A 17,740-nucleotide genomic window follows, 5' to 3' on the forward strand; every position below is an offset into this window, starting at 1 on the left:
CAACATGCTTCCACACCACAAATTAAACTCCCAACTCAAAATACAAAAAATGTACCCCGCAGGCGTGAAACTTGTTTCACGCGCATTAAGGTGGTGTCGCCATAAATAACGACCGCTCTATACGTAGTTATAAAACGTATAGAGCCTGTATTAAGATTATTAAAACAATAAACTTAGATTAAGTCTCACTGTACGAGGTTCAATAGGGTGAAAGTGGTTATCTTCTATGCCTTCTGCGGGCTCTCCCGCTAAGCGTGAAGCATAGTAATAATCGATATCATGGTCGTTACTATCGAAAAGATTGAGTAGCTCTAAGCCCACTTTCCAATGAGTTTGTTGGTAGCTAACAAGACCATTTACGACCGTAAGCGGCTCTGAGCGCTTGTCGCCATCATCACTTAACATACGTTTACCAATATGACGTAGGCGTAATGAGGTTTGCCATTGCTCAGTTATTTGCCAGTTTATACCGGCGCTTGCAACGATAGGAACCGCTCCTTCAATACGGTCATTGTTACTATCAATATCTAAACGAGAGTGAGTGAATGATGCCTCAGCATCTAGGCTTAGTGTATCGGCTAGCCAATAGTATGCACTAAGCTCTAAGCCGTAACGTTTTGACGCATCACTGGCTTCTGTATTACCAGCATCGCCAACAAACAATAATTCAGAATCAAGTTCTAACCACCAAAGCGCGGCAGAAAAGTTGAATTGCTTTTCATCAAAGTAGCGCATACCCACTTCTGCACCATTACTTTTAACAAGCAAGTCCACAGTGTCAGCAGCTTCAAGCGTGACGGGGTCTAGGCTAATTGTCGCGCCACGAGCATCATTTGAGTGGAAAGATTGACCCCAATTTGCATAACCTGCCAAGTTATCGCTGAACAAGTAGGTTAGGCTCGCTTTAAAACCAAGCAAGTCGTCATCAGCTTCTCCTGAGTTAGCCGTATTGTTGCTATCTACACTGGTATCTAAATAGTCATAACGAACACCGATAGTCGCCTCAAGTTGCTCGCTTAATGTTAATTGAGTTTGCCAAAATGCGGCATAACTTGTTTCATCTACACTGTCTTCACGAACAGTAGATAAAAACTTACGGGCCTTCGTGTTATAAAGCCCCACATTATCGATATTGTCATTACGAAGCTCTATACCAACACTATGGCTGACAGGTATAGCGTATAATTTATCGGAAAATTGATAGCTCAGAGCTCCGCCTGAAATTGTGCGCTTATCTTGTTGGTTGAATTGGTCACCATTAATAGGGTCATTTAGCAAATAAGAGAAGTTAGAAAATAAATTTAGCTCATAATCAATAATATAAGCGTTAGCTGTAAAGTGTTCGTTTTGCCAGTTCGCCGATAAACTATAACGACTCGATTCACCGCCTAGCGTGGTGTCCAGTGACCCTAGTTCAGAGATAATACCTTGATCAATGGCTCTTTGAGGGATTTGATCTGCAGAGTTCCAGCTGTTGTCGTAAGCCATAGCTGTAATTGATAAGTTACCACTTTTTGATTCGTTCACATAGCGAAGTAGGGCGTTCTTTTTATTTACGTCTTCATCAATGTCTTGCCAAGGGCCATCATAACCTTGCCACTCTGTTGCAGCTATTAATTTTCCGTTACCAACTTTTATATGGCCTAAGGCTACTGCTCTTAAGTAGCTATCTTCACCAACAGTAAAGTCGAGTTGCTGGTGTTTTGGATTATCTGTAAGGTGAAAATAGGCACTGCCTGCTGTAGAAAAGTCACCCTGTCGAGCATCATAACTTCCTTTTTGGTAGCTAACGGTGGCAATGGTTTCAGGAATGATGAAGTTTAAATCCGTATAACCTTGACCATGGCCATGGCTACGCATATTAATCGGCATACCATCAATATTGGTCGCAAAATCAGTCCCGTGATCTAGGTTAAAGCCACGAATAAAATATTGGTTTGCTTTACCTGAGCCACTATGTTGCGTTACCGCCATACCTGGAATGAGTTCAAGCATTTCAGTACTTCTTAGCATGGGGCGGTTTTCAATTTCACCTTGACCAATAACACCGCTTGAGGCACTAATTGATTCACCTATTAATCCTGTGCGATGCCCATACACAGTGATTTTTTCAATATTTGCTAACGCGTCTCCTGAGCAGCTAATGCAGCCCAGCAATAGATATAACTTGTTCATTTTTATAAATTCCTTTTCAAGGGAGGTTTACACTATAAACGTAGTTGCTAACGCTTTGGATGCAAATAAGTTAATAAGTATGAAAATTAAGTTACCTTGCTTCATAATAAATTTGTGGTAAATTTAATAAAATATTCCAAAAAAAATAATAATTGTGAATTTTGTTTTGTGTATGCGAAGGAGCTTATTGACACTGCAAGTAAGGGGCTGCACGCATTTGCTAAATTATTAGATTCACGCATTTACAAAGAATTAAGGAACAGCTATGCGTCGTTCAATTATTGCTTTATCAATTACTTTAGGTGTTGCTTTTAGTGCACCTATGCATGCTGAGGGTTGGCAATCAGATGTTATCGGGGTTACGCAGTCACAGCTTTCACCAAGTTACTGGTTAGCGAAAGGTGGATCAGCAAAAATGATCATGACAGAGGCGCAAATTGCAGCCTTCAACGAGAAATTAATTAAAGATAATAAATACATTGTTGATCCACTGTCATTTCAAAAATCGCTCACTAAAGACGAGCTAACAAGCGCCATTCATTCGGCAAGTTCAATTCCAAAAAGCCCGCGCTTTTTTACCGATGGCCGCCAACTCACCGCGAAAGACTTTGCCAAATATCAGGAAAACTTAAACCTTAACAAGGTCGCAGATAACAATGAGGTACGTTTTGCTGTGGTCGTTAAACGCACTGCATTACGTACTTTTCCAACTTGGGATCGGGTTTTAAATAGCGGCCTTGATCAAGACTTAGATCGCTTTCAAGAAAGCGGAATGTTCCCGGGCGAAGCGGTTGCTGTATTGCATCAAAGCGCAGATAAAAAATGGTTGTTAGTACGAGCTTACAATTACCTAGCGTGGACGCCTGCCGAAGATCTTGCCTTTGCTGATGCAGATAAAATAAAAGCCTATCGCGAACAAGATGACTTCTTGGTTGTAACCGGTGCAAAGGTCAATACTGCTTATGTGCCAAACGATGAAAGCCTTTCAGAAGTACAGCTCGATATGGGAGTGCGCTTACCATTAGTTGATAGTGAGCAAGTACCGTATTTGCTAAATGGTCAAAACAGCTATGCTAGCCATGTTGTACAGCTACCAACCCGCGATGAGCAAGGCCAACTTGTTATTAAACCGGCGATGATCAGTAAAACTGCCGATGTAAATTTAGGCTACCTAGACTACAACGAGCAGAATCTGATTAAACAAGGCTTTAAGTTTTTAGGCGAGCGTTATGGTTGGGGTCATGATTACAATGGCCGCGACTGCACAGGGTTTGTTGGTGAAATTTATAAGAGCTTTGGCCTCCTAATGCCGCGTAATTCAGGGCAGCAAGGAAGTAGTGAATACGGGAAAAATAGTCGTTTTGATAAAAATACTGCGGCAGATGATAAGTTGCCAACGGTTAAAAACATGGCGATTGGCGATCTAATCTATATTCCGGGTCATGTAATGATGTACTTAGGAGAGCATCATGGTGAGCCTTATGTTATTCATGACGTTAAAGGCTTAGGTTATAACAAAGGCGATGGTAGTTTTTATAATAGTGCCTTGAATGGGGTGTCGGTCACGCCATTATTACCACTTAGATTATCTCAAGAAACCAGCTACTTAGACCGTGTTTATAACATTAAGCGTATTCGCTAGAGGCCAATATGAAAATTAAAGCTGTTCGCTTTGCAAAGCTCAAAGTGCCATTAGTTACCCCATTTAAAACCGCATTGAGAGAAGTCAGTTTTATCGAAGACTTAGTGGTTTTAATCGACACCGAATGTGGCCAAATTGGCTATGGCTCTGCGGCCTCAACTCCGGTTATTACAGGCGATACCCATCAAGGAATGATAGCGGTCATTCAGCAGTTTATTGCCCCTAAATTAGTGGGGCAAGAAATCGAAAACATTAATCAGCTTACTCACATTATTCAATCAACCGTGGTTGGTAACAGTAGTGCAAAAGCGGCGTTAGAGTTGGCGGTTTACGACTTGTGGGGCAAGCTCTATAAAGCGCCTTTATATAAGTTACTTGGCGGTGGTAAGTCAGCGCTGAAAACCGATATCACCATTAGTGTCGATAACATAGATAAAATGCTCAGTGATTGTCAGCGAGCGGTTGAGCAAGGTTTTGATGTATTAAAAATAAAAATCGGCAATAACCTTAATCAAGATATTGAACGAGTAAAAGCAATTCATGCAGGGTTTGCCGCTAAGACGCAGCTGCGTTTAGATGTAAACCAAGGTTGGAATGCAAAACAAACTGTGTTTGCACTACAGCAACTTGAGCAAGCAGGCGTGGTATTAGAGTTGGTTGAGCAGCCCGTAAAAAGCAGTGATATTCAAGGTCTCAAATATATTACTGAGCGAGTGAATACCCCGATTATGGCCGATGAAAGCGCCTTTTCACCGAAGCAAGTGATCCAACTTTTAGAGCTTGGCGCAGTTGATATTATCAATATTAAATTAATGAAAACGGGCGGTTTAAGCCGAGCAATTGAGATTGCTAATATCACAGCCCAATACCAAGCAGAGTGTATGATAGGTTGTATGCTAGAGGGCAGTATTGCCGTTGCAGGGGCTGCACATTTAGCTTCTGCCAAAGCGCAGCAAATCAGTAAAATCGATTTAGATGGCCCAGCCCTTGGTCAATATGACCCTGTGCAAGGGGGCGTTGAATTTAGCGGCCCACAAATACGCTTATCGGATGCCCCAGGTCTTGGCATTGAATCAATAACGGGGCTTGAACTAATTACAAACGGAGTATGGCCAGCATGAAAAAACTAGTCAGTCTTATTGCAGTTATGAGTTTATCGGCTTGTGCCAGCAAAGAGTTACCTAAACCTATTATTGATAACAGTCATCAACAGCTCGTCGTGGTGGTGGCCAATGACAGTGATGCCATTGATGCCACCTTGTACCGCTTTGAAAAAACCGCTGGTAGCTGGCAACAACAAGGCCAGCAACACGCGGTGGTACTAGGTCGTACTGGCCTTGCTTGGGGAGTGGGGCTGCATCCTGCACAGCCTGGTCAACAAAAACAAGAAGGTGATGGTAAAGCGCCAGCAGGTATTTTTGAGCTTGGTACTGCTTTTGGTTATTTAGATTCATTGCAAACAAACCTCAGTTATCAAGCAATGACCGCCAATGATTATTGTATCGATGTGAAAGGCTCACCGTTTTACAACCAATTGGTTGATAAAGCACAAGTAGGTGAAGATGCCGTAAAAGACTCTTCAGAATGGATGCGTCGTGATATTTACAGCCAAGATAACCTTTACAAAAAAGGCATTGTTGTTAAGCATAATCCAAGCAATATCAATGGTGCGGGCAGTTGTATCTTTATGCATTTATGGCGCGCGCCAAGTAAACCTACAGCAGGTTGCACAGCAATGACAGAAAGCAATATGGATGCGTTACTTGCTTGGTTAGATGAACGTAAAAAGCCGCTATTAGTCAGCTTGACTAAAGCGCAATACCAACAGAAGCAAAGTCAGTGGCAATTACCTAGCTTAGTTGAATAAAAATAATAAAATAAAACTATTTTAATTTTGTTATAATGATGGAATAATATATTCCGTTAGGGTTTGGGTTAGGATAATAAATGAGTGCAAATTACGCTTTTCTCGATTGGCTAGTATTCGCAAGTTACGGTGCAATTTTATTGCTAAGTGGCTGGTGGTTTAATCGCAAACGCGCTAACTCAAGCCAAGATTTTTTTCTAGGCGGAAATAGCATGCCAACGTGGATGGTGGCTATTTCTGTTTTAGCGACTTCGCAATCAGCGGCAACGTTTATTGGTGGGCCTGATCAAGGCTATCAAGGTGATTTTTCTTATATTGCGACTAATATCGGTGCGTTTATTGCGGCATTTGTGGTGTCGGCGTTTCTAATTCCAAAGTTTTATCAGCAAAAAGTGTATACCGTTTACGAACTGCTTGAAAAACGTATCGGGCCAAAGGCCAAGCGCCGTAGTGGCTTGATGTATTTATTTGGCCGTGTGTTTGCCAGTGGCGCCCGTTTATACATGGCTGCTATTGCTGTGGCGATGATTCTATATGGCAATATCGATGCCGATAGTGTGGTTATCGCGACTTTAGTACTGGCACTTGCGGGTTTGCTTTATACCTTTTTGGGTGGCATTCGCAGCGTTATTTATTCTGATGTACTGCAAAGCATCGTTTATGTCAGTGCGGCTATTGCGGTTATTTGGTGCTTGCTGAGTATTATACCCGCTGATTTTTCAACCATTATTGCAACGCTGAACGAGCCAAGCCCAGGTGCAGATTCAAAACTTGCACTGTTTAAATTTGATTTAGATTTTGGCCCGTCAGGGGTGTTTAACATGGCCTCTGTGTTAACGGGGTTTGTGCTATTAAACATCGCTGCATTTGGTTTAGACCAAGATATGACGCAGCGTTTATTAACCTGTAAAAGCCCAAAAGAAGGCAGTAAAGCGTTATTACTATCGGTGGTGATGGTGATCCCCGTTATGGCTATTTTTATCTTTATTGGTTTGCTGCTTTATATTGTTTATCAGCAACCTGCATTAATGAATAGCGAGGCAGGGAAAACGGTTGTACAAGAATTTAATGGCGAAAAAATCACAATCTTTATGTACTACGTATTGAACGAAGTACCAGCTGGGGTTAAAGGTTTAGTCAGTGTGGGTATTATTGCTGCCGCTATTTCTACGTTGAACTCTGGGCTTAGTTCGATGTCTTCAGTCATTGTACAAGATATCTATCGCCCGTACTTAGAAAAACAACACAAACAAGTAAGCGACCATCACTTTGTTAAAGCGGGTCGTGTAGGGATGGCACTGGTTAGCCTTGCCCTGGCGCTAATGGCTATTCTTTGTTATTTCTGGCAGCAATACAGTGATATGCCATTATTAAAATTTGCGCTAAGTGTAATGGTGTTCTCGTACAGCGGTTTGTTAGGTGTGTATTTTACGACCTTGTTCACCAAACGAGGCAGTGAAGGTTCAGTGTTAGCAGCGCTAATAGCGGGCTTTATGGTGACCTTACTAATGCAGCCGTACATGATTGACTGGCTACTACCTGAATCAATGCGTTTTTACTTAGGCTTTACTTGGCAGCTATGCATTGGCACTTTGCTTGCGATATTGGTGTGTTGCCTTGGTAAAGCGGCGCACGAGAAGAGTGCATAAATGGCCGTACGCTATGTTTTAGCCATCGATGGTGGTGGTACCAAAGTGTTAGCAGAGCTAAAAGAGCAGGCAAGTGGCGCTACTTTTCGTGCCCAAGCGGGTTCAGCATCAATCTCGAATGATCTTGATTTAGCGTTAGAAAACATTGTTAAAGTGACCCGTGATGTTTGCCAGCAAAGTGGCGCAGAGCCAAGTGAAATCGTCACCGTTATGGGGGTTGCTGGTGGCTCATCGCAGAGTCTTGCTGAGCAATTAACAGTGATGCTGAAACTGGTGTATGAAATAGAGTTTGCCAGTTTGCAAATTACCAGCGATGCAATTACGTCACTATATGGTGCTAATCTTGGTGACCCATGTGTGGTTATTGCCCTTGGCACCGGTGCTGTCGGAGCACGATTAAACGCGCAAAAGCAAACTAAGTTGGTGAGCGGCTGGGGTTTTACCGTTGATGATTTTGGCGGTGGTGCGCGTATTGGCCTAATGGCTGTGCAGCAATTATTAAACGACATAGATAGTTACGATTTACCAAAAAGCCGATTAACGATTCGTTTGAGTGAACAGCTAGGATGCACTCGTCAAACAATTAGTAATTGGCTTAAACAAGCAAAACCCGCGGATTATGCAGCATTTAGCCCGTTGGTGTTTAGCTTACAAAATGACTGTGAAGCGGCAAAAACGGTATTAACAGAGCACACCCAATCGGTGGTTCGGTTAATCAATAAAAGCCGAGGCAACTCGCCATTACCTGTGATTTTAATTGGTGGTTTGGCGAAAGTTAGCCAGCCGTTATTGCCACTCGCTTTACAAAACGAATTATCTCCTTGCAAAGGAGATTCACTAACTGGTGCCGCCATTTTAGCGGCAAAGCATTACCATGACATTATTGAAAAAGGACAACCCAATGAGCCCTGAGCACGTCTTTAAGCAACAACGTGAGTTACTCGAAGAGTTAAACGGTATTGTCTCTGAAGGACAAAACCCAGACACTTTGGATATCGATCTGCTCAGCTCCACTGAGATCCTCACTAAAATCAATAATGAAGATCATAAAGTAGCGGGTGCCGTGAAACGAGTGATCCCACAAATTAGTGAAGCTGTCGATCATGTAGTTGAAGCATTTCAACAAGGTGGCAGATTAATTTACATTGGTGCTGGTACTAGTGGTCGTTTAGGCATTTTAGATGCGGTTGAATGTGCGCCTACTTATAGCGTGAGCGATCAGCAAGTGCTCGGCATTATTGCTGGTGGTGACACTGCGGTTAAAAAAGCCGTAGAAGGCGCTGAAGATAGTACAACACTCGCTATTGAAGACTTAAAAAATGCCAATTTAACCAGTAAAGATGTGGTGGTTGGCATTGCCGCCAGCGGTCGTACTCCTTATGTTTGCTCGGCAATTGAATACGCTAAATCACTTGGTTGTGTCACTGTCGGTGTCACCTGTAACCCTGATTCAGCAGTGATGCGTTTACCACAAATCGGCATTTGCCCCGTGGTGGGGGCAGAAGCTGTTACTGGTTCTACACGTATGAAATCGGGCACTGCACAGAAACTGGTGTTGAATATGCTAAGTACAGCCAGCATGATCCGCACGGGTAAAGTTTATAAAAACCTGATGGTTGATGTGAATGCCAGTAACGAAAAGCTACACGCTCGTGCTATTCGTATTGTCATGCAAGCAACAGATTGCTCTCAGCAGCAAGCCGTGGATGCATTAAAGCAAGCTGAGCAAAGTGCAAAACTGGCCATTTTAATCGTATTAACCGGAAAACCAGCCCCTGAAGCAAAACAGTTATTGTCAAAAGCAGGTGGCTTTTTACGTAAGGCGGTTGAAAAATAATGCGCTTTTTAGCTGTATTACTCGTTAGTTGTTTTGCGCTTTTAGGTTGCCAAGAAACGCCTGTACAAGCAGCTCAGAAGCTGCAGCCTTTGCAGGTGGGCGCGGCCAATTTTCAAGCTTATGTACCTGCATTAACAGGGAAACGTGTTGGCTTGGTCGTTAATCAAACATCAGTGGTGAATGGTCAACACCTGGTTGATGCATTACTAGATAAAGGCGTTGTCGTTAGTAAAATATTTGCCCCAGAGCATGGCTTTCGCGGCGATCATGACGCTGGAGCTCACGTTAAAAGCACGGTAGATGCTAAAACAGGTATCGATGTTGTATCTATTTATGGCAGCAATAAAAAGCCAAGCCCTGAGATGCTCGCTGATTTAGACGTTATTATTTTTGATATTCAAGATGTCGGTGTGCGTTTTTATACCTATATAAGCTCAATGCATTACGTGATGGAAGCTGCCGCTGAAAATGGTAAACAGGTTGTGGTACTCGATAGGCCAAGCCCGAATATTGCTTATGTTGATGGGCCTATCCTTGAACCACAATTTCGCTCGTTTGTTGGCATGCACGAAATTCCTGTTTTACATGGTATGACAGTGGCTGAACTTGCTCAAATGATCAAAGGTGAAGGTTGGATAAATGACGCTGATAAGCTTGAGCTGAGTGTCGTGCCTGTTGCAAATTATGACCGTACTATGGCTTATGAGCTACCAATAAAGCCTAGTCCTAACTTACCGAATGCCCAGTCAATTGCGCTTTATCCATCATTGTGCTTCTTTGAAGCAACCCCTGTAACTATTGGCCGTGGTACTGATTTTCCGTTTCAAGTTGTTGGTTACTCGCCAGTTAAACTTGGCGAATTTAGTTTTACGCCAAGGGCGATTAAAGGTGCTTCAATGCACCCTAAATTCAAAGGGGTCGAAGTATTTGGGCAAGACTTACGAGATGCTGATATTCATGGTCTAGATTTAAGTGTATTTATTTCGGCCTACCAAACGTTGCGAGATACCAATCAGACTTTTTTTGAACGTCCTGACTTTATGGATAAGCTCGCAGGCACGGATAAATTACGTTTAGCCATTGAAGCAGGCCAAACTGAGCAACAAATTAGGCAAAGCTGGCAGGAGGATTTAGCTACCTTTAAACGACAGCGACAACCTTATTTACTTTATCAGTAATAATTACAAAACGAGGCACAGGCCTCGTTTTTAGTTTTAGCTAAACCTAACAATTCAATTAAATCTTAAAATAGATACACAACAGCTATGAAACGCCTTGGCTTTAGTTATATAAAAGGCATCAGGATACTCGTCGCTTAAAGCTACTCTTGGAAGACTGTTCTTCTACTTTCTAAAATATTTTTTATATGCAGATTCTATCCGTTAAAAAATAGAGAAGCGAGAGCGTAATCAAGGTAGGTATGTTGCTCAGTTTATTGAGTATAAAAAAGGGCCGCATATGCGACCCCCAACAGGATTTAACTGGTTTAGAACTTAAAGTTAACTGATAACTGTAAGCTGCGAGGGTTATAGTAGCTGCGTGATTCACCGTAGTTTTCATCAATTACATATGGGTTTTTGTTATAGCCCGTTTGACGATTAAACACATTGAATAAGTCAGCACGCAATTGTAATTCCATATCACCTGAGAACTTAAAGTCTTGCGTGTAGTTCAAGTCAAGTTGCCAATGGCTTGCTGTTCTGCGAGTACCAGCAGGTTCTGCATAGCGGCTCACGTGGCTAGATGTTGAGGTTGACGAGTAGCCATATCGAGTACCATCCCAGTTCTCCCATGCACTGCCAGATTGGAATACGAAATAAGCACCTAAGTTGGCTTCCCAAGGCAATGTGTAATAACCATACACTTTTAATAGATGTGGTTTATCGCCTGAGAGCTTACCGTAACGGTTATCCCATGAATAACGGCCGCGGCCATCACCATAGTACGACGAGCCAATGAAGTTGTTGGCATCGTTGGTTGTGGTGGTGTTGTCTTGGTCAAAGTTACCGTAGTAGTGGCTCCATACATAAGAGGCATTGATATAGGTATTTTCACCCATGTACTCAGCTTCGATGCTTGCTTCCCAGTACTTGGTTTCACCGCCATCAACCTCGGCGATTACATACGAAGAACCACCGATTTCATCGCGAATCGCATCTAGGTTATCAATATATAAACCTTTGTCTGCAATATGCTGTGGTACGCCGTCAGCATCAACGTCAGAGTAGTCTGTTAAGCGTGCTGTATTTGGCATATCTTCCCAAAAGTGCATACCTTTACGGTGACGTACGTGAGCACGTAATACTAAGTCTGAGCCAATATACTTGGTTGTACCCAATGTAAACTCGTTAATACGACGAGGTTTCATATCTTCTTGAAATGCTTTACCTGATGAACCACGGCGCGGAGATGCCGAAAGAATATTACCCGATTCATCTAAAAGCAGTTCGATTTCGGCGCGAGTATTACGGTCCCAAGATGCTGCCCGTGAAAGTGAGCTTGCTTCTGGGTTATAGATTGCAAAGTTGGCAAATATTGAGTCTTCACCTGAGTAGGTCCATGTTGCACCTAATCGCGGTTGCAGCATATCTTTCCAATCTGTTTGATACATTTCATATTTGTGACCAGGAGCGACTTCGTAGCCAGAGATTGTGCCAGATTTCTTTTTCAAGCCTTGGCCATACCAAGTGTCTTGGCTAACAAGTAAACCTAAGTTATAGGTCCAATCCCCATGCTCAATGGTATCGTTAATTTCAAAGTTGAGGCTTCGCGTTTCTGAGTTAATCCCCGAAACTGTTGTGCCGCCATCGGTTGCTAAGCTCATTTGCTGTACATGGGCACGGTAAATCGCATCAGCAGGGTCAAAGCCTTCAGTATCGGCATCAGGATCAACTAAGCCACCAATGTATGCAATACGTCCCCAACCATTTGATAAGCGTGTAAGTTGCTCTTCACCTTCTTCCCATTTCGCACCAAAATGAAGTGTGTGATATGTATCGCCCCAGTCAAATTCATGCTCTAGGTTTATTTCAAAAGAGTCACGATAGAAGTTTTGATTATCATAAGTTGCAAATGCACCTACACCGCCACTGCCTTTCATCACGCCATCTTCTAGATAACCATAGGTGTTGATGAGTGCTGAGGCTCCAGCGTTGTGTATCGCAATTTGTTCTTCGGTGAACCCGTCAGCGGGATCATAGTCTATTAAGCTAGGTACTGAAAAATAACCCATTTCCGTTAGATTATTGACATCAAGTTGGCCGTTTAATGAAGGAACAACACTCAGCGGGTTATCAGGTTGTGAACCCGTTTCTAAATCAAATTTACTGTACTGGAATGATAGGGTGGTTGCAGAGCCTAAAATCCATGACCCATCTAGTGTAAAGATATCTTGATCAGCTTTATCACCTGCAGAGACGCTATCTGTTTCGTAAGCACCAATTGAGCGACCTTTAAGTGTTTTATCCGAGGTTCGTTGTGAAATATTAATTAAAATATCGTCGGTCGGTGCCCAAGTTAATTTACCAAAGTATTCATCGCGGATACTTTCATAGTCTTTAACATCACCATAGGCCGTGCCTTTATTAGAGCGTGTTTCTTCAGGGCGATAATACGAGGTATAAAAATAGAGGGTATCTTCGATAAGTGGGCCGCCTAAACTTGCAGTTAGCCAGCTTTTATCCATCTCATAGCTTTCTTCACCCACTGGCGTTGCAACAAAGCTTTTTGGCTGTGCTTTGTATTCGATGTTACCGTGGAATTCATCAGTACCAGACTTAGACACGGTATTAACAGAAAAACCACCAGAGCGGTTAAAACCAACCGCTTTCGCGCCACCGCGGTCCATGGTTACATAAGCAACATCATGGGTTGAAGGTTCAGACGCCAAGTTACCGTACATAGGCAGCGATACATTTACCCCATCAAAACCATACGAATTGTCTACACCAGAGCCACCTGCTGAGGGGCCTAATGTTGTATTTGCAGAAAGCTCTACCCCTGGCACAAGTTTTAATAAATCACGGTAATCTTGGCCTACAGGTACATTATTGATACCTTCTTGACCAAGTGAGTTTGTTAGTGCTGACTTACCTTGGCGATATAATTTACTACCGGTTACGGTGATAACTTCAACATTTTCGTCTGCGCCACCTAACGTAATATTGAGGCTAGATGTTTGCTCAAGCAAAACATCAACCATCATGGTTTGTGAAACGCCGTTTTTGTCGGTGAAGGTTAGTTCATAAGTGCCAGGTTTTAACTGTGGTAAGTCGTAGCTGCCATCTTCACGTGTAGTAACGGTTCGTGCTTTAGGCATGACATTACTTTTCGCTGTAACTGTGATCCCTGCCAATGATTGTTGTGCCGCTGGTGTTGATACTTTACCTTTGATTCCGCCTGTTAGATTAGCTAAGGCTGGTGCGCTTGTTAATGCTGCGGCCATAATAACGCCTGTTAAGGCTGTTTTTTTTGTGCGAAGTGCATGGTTAGTCGCTTTTGCTATGTAGCTTAGCGCGAGAGAGGATGCATGTTGTTTCATTGTTTCCCGTCCTTATATTTATATGCTTTGGTGGACTACTTACCCAGTTGAGACATGAACTTTAAAATTATGTTGCCCACATATTAAACAGGTGTTATTAGTGTTGGTCAAGAATATTTTTTCATTTAAATATTGTTTGTTGGGAATAAAATATACAAGTGGTATTGGGTAAAAAATAGGCAGTTTGTAGACTGTGCAAAGGCACCATGCTGTTTGTGCATTCTGTAATTCATTCTCACAGGTAAGTTTGGGATTTGAAGTTATAAGGGGTGGGGAGAGTATTTAAAACAAAAATTATTAAAAAGCAGCCTAAGCTGCTTTGTTATTCAAATAAGCGTAAAAAACTAAATTAGTTATTCTTAAATTCGCCAACAACTTCGTTAGAATGTTCCAGCAATTTACGACCTTGGCGACTCGATTGTGTAAGGGCGATAAAAAGAATATCAATTACAAAGTCCTGAGCTGTTCGCGCTAAAATAGATGATAGGCGAACAGATTCTCCTTCAGCGACAGAGTAGAGTTTTACATCTGCTGAGTCGGCAACTAGGCTGCTACCAAACTTAGTTACTGAGATCACTGAGCTTGCATTTTTCTTGGCCTGTTTAACTACTTCGGCAATTTCGCGGGTCATACCTGACTCACTAATAGCAATAACTAAGTCGCCCTTAGAAAAGGTGGCCACATAAGCAAGTTGTGCATGTCCATCTGGCTCAGCGATTGCTGGCATACCGAGCTTTTGTAATTTATATGAAAAGTCTTTTGCAACCAGTGCTGAACCACCCACGCCGCAAATAAGAATGCGTTTTGCTGATTTTAATAGCTCGACAGCTTTTTCAATTGCAGCAGCTTCGTTAAGGTTTTTTGTTTCAGTTAAAACAGCAAGCTTACTGCTCAGTAATTTTTCAGCGATTTGCTCAAGCGAATCATTTAAAGTAATTTTGCCATGGAGTTTGGGTTCGCTACTTTCATCATTAAGGGCATCAATCACTGCAAGTTTAAAAGCAGGAAAACCTTTATAACCTAATTTTTGTGAAAACTTCACCACGCTTGATTGACTCACACCAACCACTTTAGCTAATTCAACCGATGACAAATTACGAATAGCGTTAGCCGAATTTAATGTGAAATCAGCCAGCTTAGCTTCGCTGCTCGATAAAGATTGGCGTAAGGCTTTAATTTTTACAAAAGTAGACATAGGGCTCACTTTGTTTATTTAACTTAGTCTTGCTTATTGCATGCTTCAAATATGAATACGGCACAATGGCTGTTTAACATGACGACTTATTTTTGTTTTAGCTGACTTAAGTTTGGAATATTTTTCTTAATTTAGATGGAATAATATAGTTTTATTCCATAATAGATACAACACTAATTATTGAGTGTACTCAATATTTACCATGAGAAAGATAAAATATGCTTTTTATTCCAGTTATGTAAAATAAAATATTTTACATGTTACATGGGTGTTGCTACTGTATTGCTGAGAATCGTCAACGCTTAAATCATCAGGTATGAATCGGTTATGAGTTTTATCCCTTTGAAAACATTACTTAAACAGCTGTGTTATCTTTGTAGTGCGGCATTATTAGTTAGCTGTGCTAGTAATCAATATACCTATACGCAATCAGCCAACTACAGTCATCGGGTAAAGTTTTTAGTGATGCATTACACCGCCATTGATTACGAAAAATCGATGCGTGCGTTAGTCGATGAAGGAGGCCTAAGCTCTCATTATTTATTACCTGAGTCGGGCGATTCAAGTTACCCAAAAGACGATTTAGAAATTATTCAGCTCGTTGATGAAAAAGACAGAGCATGGCACGCAGGGCGTAGTTTTTGGCAAGGCAGAGAAGACTTAAACGATCACTCAATTGGTATTGAAATCGTTAACGTACCTACCTGTCACACACCTGAGCAAAGTAAACCAGCAATGCAAAATGATGCAAGTAAACTGTGTATCTACCCTGATTACGATGCCAAGCAAATTGAGTTACTTATCAAATTAAGTAAAGATATTCTTGCTCGAAACCCTGATATTGGCCCAACTCAAGTGATTGGTCATTCTGATATTGCCCCAAGCCGTAAGAACGACCCAGGTCCGCGCTTTCCTTGGTATCAACTTTATAAAGCGGGTGTCGGTGCGTGGTACGACAGCGACACCGTTGATAAATATTGGCAGTTATTTAGTGCATCAAAACCTTCAACAGAGCTTGTGCAAAAAGCGCTGCGCAGCTACGGCTATGAGGTGATTGCAACAGGGCAGCTAGATTTTCAAACCCTAGATGCTTTGAGTGCCTTTCAAATGCACTTTTTACCTTGGCATGTAAGTGGTAATAATGATGCTAGAACTGCATCCGTCCTTTTTGCATTATTAGAAAAGTACTTCCCTAAAAAACTTGAGCGGTTATTTGCAGAGTATCAGCAGCAACAGCAAACGGTTGAGCCAGAGCCAAAAACACTGGCTAATGCACAAGTGATAGCACGTATTCCTGCACTTGATCCGAGTAGTCGCGCGTTAGTAAACGACCGAGGCACATTTACAGCTTATAAAGGTCGTGGTGAAATAATTATTGAAAATCACGATGCGATTAGCGCAGACATTTATATTAATGGTGAAAAAATTAATATTGCCTCGCCACTTACCGCAGAGCAAACCTACCAATACAGCTTGTATAAACGTACTCATGATGGCATTAATACGTTTAAAGTTGAAAATATCCAGCCTGCGGATGCAAGCTTAACCTTACGTTTCCCTTTTCCTAAACTTGTTAAGAGTAGCAGTCAACATAGCTTTAGCGCCGTTGATGAATTAATTAATCAAGAGATTAAAGAGGGCTTTCCAGGGGCTGTGCTTGCAATTGTTAAAGATGGCAAACTGATTAAATTAAGCCATTATGGCGCAGCTAAAAAGTACCATTCTGATGGCAGTGAGCTTAAAACCCCACAAGCCATGCAAAACGATACTTTGTTTGATATTGCCTCGAACTCAAAAATGTTTGCCACTAACTTTGCGCTGATGAAACTTGCCAGCGAAGGTAAACTCAACGTAGAAAAACCGCTGTTTTATTACCTACCAGAATTTAGGGGCAGCGGTCGCGAGCAGCGCTTAGTGAAAGACTTGCTTACCCACAGCGCAGGTTACCCTGCGGTGGTTGATTTTCACCGTAAAGACAATAAATTTGGTGAGCGCTTTTTTTCACAAAATAGCCTGCGTACCAAAAACCTACTATTAACTGGTGTTCCCTTTGTTGCGGGTCGTAACGTAAAGCACTTATATTCTGATATCGATTATATGTTGCTAGGTGTGCTGGTTGAGCGTATCAGCGGTATGCCCCTAGATGCTTATGTTGAAAGTCAAATTTATCAGCCACTTGGTTTAACGCACACGGTTTATAACCCATTACAAAAAGGCTTTTTAGCCTCGCAAATTGCCGCCACTGAAATAAATGGTAACACTCGCGGTGGGCGTATTGAATTTGAAAATATTCGTACCGATGTACTGCAAGGTGAAGTACATGATGAAAAAGCGTTTTATGCCTTAGGTGGCGTAGCAGGACATGCGGGGCTTTTTAGTACCGCAGGAGATTTATCTGTATTAATGCAAGTTTTGCTAAACGGCGGTGGCTACGATAATAAACAATTATTTACCCCACAAGTGCTTGCGCAGTTCACTCAGCCGCAAGCGAGTGATGAAACGTATGGCTTAGGATGGCGAAGAGCAGGACACCAAGCGCGTAAATGGCATTTTGGCCCTTATGCCAGCCCCCGCGCTTTTGGTCATACAGGTTGGACTGGTACAGTAACTGTGATTGATCCCGAATATGACCTAGCAATTGTACTTTTAACCAATGCACGGCATACACCCATTGAAGGCTCACCAGAAAATTACGAATTTGTCGGAAAGCGCTTCGAAACAGGCAAGTATGGCTCTATTATCTCACTGATTTATGAGAGTATATTAAATCACTAGTCGATTTAAGTTGAGTTTAGCGGTAAAGCCATTAAGCTTAGCGGGTTTTAGCATAATAAA

The 17,740-nt window shown here is 42.1% G+C and carries 11 protein-coding genes; 8 read left to right on the forward strand and 3 right to left on the reverse strand.

Annotation, left to right across the window (positions count from 1 at the left end; all coding sequences use genetic code 11):
- Window positions 1–159: 159 nt before the first annotated feature.
- Window positions 160–2,175, reverse strand: coding sequence for a TonB-dependent receptor (locus L3V38_RS00530; RefSeq protein ID WP_237118049.1), 2,016 nt, complete (start codon window positions 2,173–2,175; stop codon window positions 160–162).
- A 265-nt stretch (window positions 2,176–2,440) separates the two neighbouring features.
- On the opposite strand from L3V38_RS00530, the gene L3V38_RS00535 reads away from it, so the two are divergent.
- The 7 genes from L3V38_RS00535 (at window position 2,441) to L3V38_RS00565 (ending at window position 10,348) form a co-directional block, all read left to right on the forward strand.
- A complete protein-coding gene (locus tag L3V38_RS00535) occupies window positions 2,441–3,817 on the forward strand; it encodes an SH3 domain-containing protein (protein ID WP_237118050.1) in 1,377 nt (458 codons plus the stop codon).
- Window positions 3,818–3,825: 8 nt separating this feature from the next.
- Entirely contained in the window at window positions 3,826–4,938 is a 1,113-nt protein-coding gene (locus L3V38_RS00540) for a dipeptide epimerase (protein WP_237118051.1), read from the forward strand.
- On the forward strand, window positions 4,935–5,684 hold the full coding sequence (locus L3V38_RS00545; RefSeq protein WP_237118052.1) for a L,D-transpeptidase family protein: 750 nt from the start codon (window positions 4,935–4,937) through the stop codon (window positions 5,682–5,684). The genes L3V38_RS00540 and L3V38_RS00545 overlap by 4 nt, the downstream gene beginning before the upstream one ends.
- A gap of 80 nt (window positions 5,685–5,764) precedes the next feature.
- Window positions 5,765–7,333 (forward strand): sodium:solute symporter, encoded by a 1,569-nt coding sequence (locus L3V38_RS00550; protein WP_237118053.1) that lies wholly within the window; start codon window positions 5,765–5,767, stop codon window positions 7,331–7,333.
- Window positions 7,334–8,245, forward strand: coding sequence for a BadF/BadG/BcrA/BcrD ATPase family protein (locus L3V38_RS00555; protein ID WP_237118054.1), 912 nt, complete (start codon window positions 7,334–7,336; stop codon window positions 8,243–8,245). It abuts the gene before it with no gap.
- Entirely contained in the window at window positions 8,235–9,170 is a 936-nt protein-coding gene (gene murQ, locus L3V38_RS00560; protein WP_237118055.1) for an N-acetylmuramic acid 6-phosphate etherase, read from the forward strand. Before L3V38_RS00555 ends, murQ begins: the two co-directional genes overlap by 11 nt.
- Window positions 9,170–10,348, forward strand: coding sequence for a DUF1343 domain-containing protein (locus L3V38_RS00565; protein ID WP_237118056.1), 1,179 nt, complete (start codon window positions 9,170–9,172; stop codon window positions 10,346–10,348). Before murQ ends, L3V38_RS00565 begins: the two co-directional genes overlap by 1 nt.
- 308 nt (window positions 10,349–10,656) lie before the next feature.
- Here L3V38_RS00565 and L3V38_RS00570 read toward each other — a convergent pair whose 3' ends face one another.
- Both L3V38_RS00570 and L3V38_RS00575 read right to left on the reverse strand, forming a co-directional pair.
- Window positions 10,657–13,710, reverse strand: coding sequence for a TonB-dependent receptor (locus L3V38_RS00570; protein ID WP_237118057.1), 3,054 nt, complete (start codon window positions 13,708–13,710; stop codon window positions 10,657–10,659).
- A 349-nt stretch (window positions 13,711–14,059) separates the two neighbouring features.
- The gene (locus tag L3V38_RS00575; protein ID WP_062569591.1) at window positions 14,060–14,905 is read right to left on the reverse strand and encodes a MurR/RpiR family transcriptional regulator; all 846 of its coding nucleotides are present in this window, start codon (window positions 14,903–14,905) and stop codon (window positions 14,060–14,062) included.
- A gap of 327 nt (window positions 14,906–15,232) precedes the next feature.
- On the opposite strand from L3V38_RS00575, the gene pbp4b reads away from it, so the two are divergent.
- Complete coding sequence (gene pbp4b / locus L3V38_RS00580) at window positions 15,233–17,680, forward strand: penicillin binding protein PBP4B (protein WP_237118058.1); 2,448 nt, start codon at window positions 15,233–15,235, stop codon at window positions 17,678–17,680.
- Window positions 17,681–17,740: the final 60 nt, after the last annotated feature.

The organism is Pseudoalteromonas sp. L1 (assembly GCF_021728095.1).
GTDB lineage: Bacteria > Pseudomonadota > Gammaproteobacteria > Enterobacterales > Alteromonadaceae > Pseudoalteromonas.

What these genes read in the sequence shown, in the direction of transcription:
- L3V38_RS00530 (WP_237118049.1), bottom strand. Translation starts at nt 2,175, where the DNA reads ATGAACAAGTTATATCTATTGCTGGGCTGCATTAGCTGCTCAGGAGAC.
- L3V38_RS00535 (WP_237118050.1), top strand. Translation starts at nt 2,441, where the DNA reads ATGCGTCGTTCAATTATTGCTTTATCAATTACTTTAGGTGTTGCTTTT.
- L3V38_RS00540 (WP_237118051.1), top strand. Translation starts at nt 3,826, where the DNA reads ATGAAAATTAAAGCTGTTCGCTTTGCAAAGCTCAAAGTGCCATTAGTT.
- L3V38_RS00545 (WP_237118052.1), top strand. Translation starts at nt 4,935, where the DNA reads ATGAAAAAACTAGTCAGTCTTATTGCAGTTATGAGTTTATCGGCTTGT.
- L3V38_RS00550 (WP_237118053.1), top strand. Translation starts at nt 5,765, where the DNA reads ATGAGTGCAAATTACGCTTTTCTCGATTGGCTAGTATTCGCAAGTTAC.
- L3V38_RS00555 (WP_237118054.1), top strand. Translation starts at nt 7,334, where the DNA reads ATGGCCGTACGCTATGTTTTAGCCATCGATGGTGGTGGTACCAAAGTG.
- murQ (WP_237118055.1), top strand. Translation starts at nt 8,235, where the DNA reads ATGAGCCCTGAGCACGTCTTTAAGCAACAACGTGAGTTACTCGAAGAG.
- L3V38_RS00565 (WP_237118056.1), top strand. Translation starts at nt 9,170, where the DNA reads ATGCGCTTTTTAGCTGTATTACTCGTTAGTTGTTTTGCGCTTTTAGGT.
- L3V38_RS00570 (WP_237118057.1), bottom strand. Translation starts at nt 13,710, where the DNA reads ATGAAACAACATGCATCCTCTCTCGCGCTAAGCTACATAGCAAAAGCG.
- L3V38_RS00575 (WP_062569591.1), bottom strand. Translation starts at nt 14,905, where the DNA reads ATGTCTACTTTTGTAAAAATTAAAGCCTTACGCCAATCTTTATCGAGC.
- pbp4b (WP_237118058.1), top strand. Translation starts at nt 15,233, where the DNA reads ATGAGTTTTATCCCTTTGAAAACATTACTTAAACAGCTGTGTTATCTT.